The organism is Nocardia sp. NPDC058497 (assembly GCF_042720195.1).
Taxonomy (GTDB): domain Bacteria; phylum Actinomycetota; class Actinomycetes; order Mycobacteriales; family Mycobacteriaceae; genus Nocardia.
Window position 1 is genome coordinate 1 of sequence record NZ_JBHXMY010000460.1, and the last position, 4865, is coordinate 4865.

At 67.4% G+C, this 4865-nt stretch carries 6 protein-coding genes; 1 reads left to right on the plus strand and 5 read right to left on the minus strand.

Going from position 1 to position 4865, the window contains the following annotated elements; genetic code table 11:
• Positions 1–4 precede the first annotated feature (4 nt).
• The 5 genes from ACFWPJ_RS24815 to ACFWPJ_RS24835 all read right to left on the minus strand — a co-directional run bounded on the left by ACFWPJ_RS24815 (position 5) and on the right by ACFWPJ_RS24835 (position 4428).
• On the minus strand, positions 5–907 hold the full coding sequence (locus ACFWPJ_RS24815; protein ID WP_378854787.1) for an Rpn family recombination-promoting nuclease/putative transposase: 903 nt from the start codon (positions 905–907) through the stop codon (positions 5–7).
• Positions 908–1168: 261 nt separating this feature from the next.
• Positions 1169–1342 carry a hypothetical protein gene (locus ACFWPJ_RS24820; protein WP_378854788.1) on the minus strand — a complete coding sequence of 58 codons (174 nt, stop codon included), beginning with the start codon at positions 1340–1342 and terminating at the stop codon, positions 1169–1171.
• Positions 1335–2306 carry an alpha/beta fold hydrolase gene (locus ACFWPJ_RS24825; protein WP_378854789.1) on the minus strand — a complete coding sequence of 324 codons (972 nt, stop codon included), beginning with the start codon at positions 2304–2306 and terminating at the stop codon, positions 1335–1337. The genes ACFWPJ_RS24820 and ACFWPJ_RS24825 overlap by 8 nt, the downstream gene beginning before the upstream one ends.
• Before the next feature lie 54 nt (positions 2307–2360).
• Positions 2361–3149 (minus strand): helix-turn-helix domain-containing protein, encoded by a 789-nt coding sequence (locus ACFWPJ_RS24830; protein WP_378854790.1) that lies wholly within the window; start codon positions 3147–3149, stop codon positions 2361–2363.
• Positions 3150–3189: 40 nt separating this feature from the next.
• Entirely contained in the window at positions 3190–4428 is a 1239-nt protein-coding gene (locus ACFWPJ_RS24835) for a DUF2786 domain-containing protein (protein WP_378854791.1), read from the minus strand.
• Between the two features lie 221 nt (positions 4429–4649).
• On the opposite strand from ACFWPJ_RS24835, the gene ACFWPJ_RS24840 reads away from it, so the two are divergent.
• Positions 4650–4865 (plus strand): maleylpyruvate isomerase family mycothiol-dependent enzyme (locus tag ACFWPJ_RS24840; RefSeq protein WP_378854792.1); only part of this gene is annotated, 216 nt, incomplete at its 3' end.

A 4865-nucleotide genomic window follows, 5' to 3' on the forward strand; every position in this document is an offset into this window, starting at 1 on the left:
TCCCTCACTTTCGTTTACTATGTCGGTGGGGGGTTTCGATCGCGTTCTGGGCGCGGCCTTCGGCTTTGCCTTGGGCGCGGCCTTCGGCTTTGCCTTGGGCGCGGCCTTCGGCGCGGAGGCGTTCGGCGGTGGTCATGAGTGCCTCCTTGGCGCGTGGCCCTAGTTGGTCGATCACTGGTTGCAGGGCGGTGACGGTGATGTTCGCGGTGATCAGAATGTAGTTGAATACGGCGTTGTAGGTATCGCGGGCATATGGACCGTCATCGACGGCTTGCAGGTCCTCGATCAGGTTCAGGATATCGGAAACCGAGGTGTCCTCGCCGGGTGTGATCTTGTGCATCATGAACACGATGCGGGCATCCGCGGTCAGGTCACGGGCACGGATCGCTGGCAGGTCCAGGGGCGCGATGTCGTCGAGAATCATCTGGAACTGCGGCAGGTGACCGGCCATGACCCCGAAGGCCGCCTGGTCCAGGTCGTACAGATCGGCCATCGCCTCAGGGGTGTTCCAGCGGGAACGGCGGTGACCGGAGTGCACAACGATCGGGACGATGGCTGGGATGCGGCGGGTGTTCGGGTGTTCGTCGCGGTACTGCCGCCAGATACCGGTCATGTAGGTCAGCAGCCGCAGCGGCATGATCGGGTCGGGGCGGGATTGATGTTCCAGCAGCACGTACACGAACGCGGGGTGCCCGCTGGTCAGGCGGGTTGCGAACAGGAGGTCGCTGGCGCAGCCGCGCAAGTCGTCGGTGATGTAGCTGCCAGGTTGTAGATCGAGGTGGGTCAGATCCAGGAAGGTGAGCAGGGGTGTGTCGAGGGCTGCGCGGATTTCGCTGGCAGCGTCGGGACGGCGTTTGAAGATCTGACGGAACAGGGCATCATGGGGGCTGTCCGGGATCGAGGCCATACCGCGAAAATTACACTCGCACACCGACAAGGCCGCTGCGAGTTTCGAAATCCGTCGGAGCGGATGTGATCGTCTGGTCAGCGGCCCGCGACCAGTGTCGCGCGGACGCGACCGTCGCCGATCGCCTGTCATGGTCGACACCACGGCTAACTGATCGACACGCGAATGCGCGACGGGTGAAGACATCTACTGGCGACGGCAACTCGTGGCTGGGGATGACCTGGATTCTTTTGTTGTGCAATTGGATCGGGTCGGTGAAGCTCACGTGGTGCGTACCATCAGCAGTTCGTCGGTGTCGGGGTGTAGTTCCCAGTCCGATGATGCGAACCGGTCGCCGAAGTACCGGCAGAACTCGGCATCGTTGAATGCGGCGAGCGCCCGGAAGTCGAACGGATCGAGATCTGCTGCGCCGGCGAGGGGGTCGTGGCTACGCATGGCGGTGCTCGCTTTCGGTGGTGGGGGTGTCGTGTCCGGCAAGGAGCCCGCCGATCAGCGCGGCGCAGCGGGGTGCGTCGTCGAACCACGGGGCGTGGCCACTGGGGACGACGACGAGCTGGGCGCCGGGAATCCTCGTCACGGATGGTCGTGCCAGATCGGGTGAGCTGAACACGTCGTGCTCGCCCCAGACGAACAGCACCGGGGTGTCGATCCGTGCCAATTCCGCGTCGGTCAGGACGTTTTCGGGGCGTGGGGTGCGGCCACGCATCAGTCGGCACAGCAGGGATCGGTACGACGCGGCTTGGCCGGGCAGGCGCAGTGGCAGGCGGTGCAGGTCGAGCATGTCGTCGGACATGGCACGTGCCGCCGGGGCGCCGATCGCCTCCGTGAGGGCGAAGCGGGCGACGAACCGAGGGGACGGCAGTCGCATCAGGCGCTGGTCGAGACCGCCGCGGATCGGGGAGGTCAGCGACTCCATCTCGGCGATGCCCCGGGATCCGGGTAATGCGGTGGCCGGGGTGGCGACGATCGCTGCGCGCGTCAGCCGGTCCGGTGCGTCGAGCGTCGCCCACAGGGTGAACAGGCCGCCCAGCGAACTGCCGACGAACGCGGCTCGAGCCACGTCCAGCGCGTCGAGAGTTCCGGTGAGCACGCCCATCGCGAGCTCGCGGACGGTCCGTCCCTGCCAGGAGTACGGGGGTGCGAGGCTGTGGCCGGGCAGGTCGATGAGGATGTGCCGGAAGCCGGGCAACTGGGCGACGAGGGGTGCCATGCCCAGGACGGGCGCCGAGATGCCGTTGATGTGGACGACCGGTGCACCGGATCCTGTTGTCAGGACGCGGACCTGAACCGATGGGGCGCGGAGTGTGACCAGGCGTTCGGTGATCGTCAGTCCGTAGGTGCCGGCCACGCGTTGTTCGGCCGCGCGGATTCGGTGTTCGAGGCTCTGGGAATTGCTCATGTCCCTACTGTCGGACTCGGGTGCGGGCGGTGTCTTGAACGAATGTTCCGGCGGTCAGGTCGACGCGAGCGCACCCGGCGTGATCCCGGCGAAGGCCGACACATCACGGTGTAGATGCGATTGGTCCGAATAGCCGCAGGCCACCGCGACATCGGCGGGGGAGTGGCCGGTCACCAGCAGGTCGAACGCGGACCGGAACCGGACCACCATCGCGGCACGTTTGGGTGTCACCCCGACCTGTGTGGTGAATCTCGACCACACGCGTTTGCGGCTCCACCCGGTGAACTCGGCCAGGTCCCGCACCCGCACGTCACCGTTGCTCGCGACAATGCGATACCAGCAGGCGGTGACTTCGGGATCGGCCGACCTGGTCGAGGCCCGGTCGGTGAGGAACCGGGTCGTCACAGCGAATCGGCCTGCCCACGTTGCCGTTTCGGCCAATCGCTCGCGGAGCAGTGTTGCCGCCGGGCCCCAGACATCGCCGATATCGGCCACCGTGTCGCGCAGATCGCCGGGTACACCACCGAGCAACCGGTAGGCGGCGATCGGCGACAACCGCACCTCGAGACATTCGAATCGTTGCGTGCCGACACGGCGCGGTCCCGGCGACAGACCGGCGACCACGCCACCAAAGCTGTTCTGCCCGAAGGGATTTCCCACGGCGAGCCCGCTCTCGCCGAACTGGATGACCACAGTGACTTCCGGTCGGGCGACGACCTGCATGTCCGCCCCGCCTGCCACCCGATCACGAAAACCGCCCATCGTCACCCCGTCGATCAAGGGTGCGCTCGGTTCGGCAACCTCCCAACCCGCGAGCTCACGTTCGGACATGATCGGCCGCACGCTTCGAGACTACGAGCGTGGTGGCGGGCCAGGCAACGGGTCAGTGGTTGTCGAAGCGGGCGCGGTCGGCGGCTTCGGTGCCCGCGTCCCAGCCCTGCTCGCTGCGGATCGTGATGCCCCTGGTGCGGACGGTGGGGAAGTAGGTGTCGAAGGCCTTGTCCACTCGCTGCTGGTGGGAGGCGAGGACCGGGAGCAGGCGTGCGGGGTCGGGGGATTCGGCGATCGTCGCCTCGGCGGCCTTGGTGAGGCGCTCGCCGATTCTGGCGGCGTAGGCGGTGAGGAAGGCCTTGCGGTAGTGGCGGGAGCGGGATTCCTCGGTGGTCGTGGTCTCGATCATCGCGCGGGTGGCTTGGACCAGCAGTGAGGTCGACAGGAGTTCGACGGCGTCGAGGTCGGTGTCGTCGCCGACGATGGTGACGAAGCCCCAGTCGGCGAGGAAGATCGCGCGGCAGCGGTTGGCGCGGGTGACCATGTCGACCAGGAGGGCCTTGGCGTCGGTGTAGGGGGTCTCCAGCCAGATGCGCCGGGCGGCGGGGAGATCGAGGTCGGTGGTTCCGTGGTCGAGCAAGGCGCGGTCGATCGCGTATTTGGTCATGAGTTCCTGCGCTTTGGCCGAGAGAGTTTCCGCCTCCTCGGCGAAGGAGGTCGACTCGGCCTTCGCGAGGAGCCCGCGCACTCGGCCGAGGGTCTTCTCGTCGACGTGGTGGTGCGCGTGCCTGGGTGCGGTGCCGGGCAGCGGCAGGATCTGTTCGAGTTTCGGCAGGCGGATGAGCAGGGCGAGGGCGGTCAGCGCGGCGGCGAGAGCTTCCGAGGCGGTGAGCAGTGCGCGGTCGGCCCACTGCGCGAAGTGGGGGCGCTCCGCGGTCCACCACACCGTGGCGCCCAGCTCGTCCAGCTGCGACTGCCAGATCTCGTCGACAGCCTCGGCGGCGAAATCGGCGCGGTGCGCGGCCATCAGATCTGTCAGATAACCGACCGCGAACTCGTCGACCCGTCTGCGTGCTGCCTCGTGGATGTCCACGGGCAACCACCCGAATTCGAAGGCGCGGGCGAGGATCCGCGCACCGGCGAGCTGAACCCCAGCGGCCAGGTCGGCACCGGCCACCTGCTCGGCGAACCGATCGACCGCGGTGGTGTCGCCCTGCGCAGCGACGAAAGCGACCGTCGCGATCGCGTCGGCGACCTGCGGCAGATCACCCGCCAGCGCGGCGTCGACCGGAAGTCCGCCTGCGGCTGCCGGTCGTCGCCCGGTGCGACGTCGACGATTCTGCTTGGCCACGAGCTGCGCGATCCTGTTCGGTGGAGGAACCACCCCGCGGGGCGGCAGCGAATTGTTCGCGTCGTCCATTGTCGCGTATCGCCTCGGTGGTCCGGCGTGGTCATCCGGTCCACCGGCAACTGCGACAGCTGCCGGCAGCCGCGCATCGTATTCGTCTCTCGCCCAAGGAGGTCCGAGCCGATCCGGTTCCAGAATGTGACGGGCTGGCTTAGGGTGACGACATGAGCTATCGGGGGATGCTGGCCGACGAACGCCGGGAACTGATCGAACTGCTACGCGGGCTCACCGAGCAGGAGTGGGAGACACCGTCGCTGTGCGCGGGCTGGCGGGTGCGTGACGTCGTCGGTCACCTGCTGACGGACACGCTCGGCCCACTCGGCTACGCGGCCGCCGCGGCGCGCAACCGCGGGTCGGTGGACCGGATCAACAACGCGCTC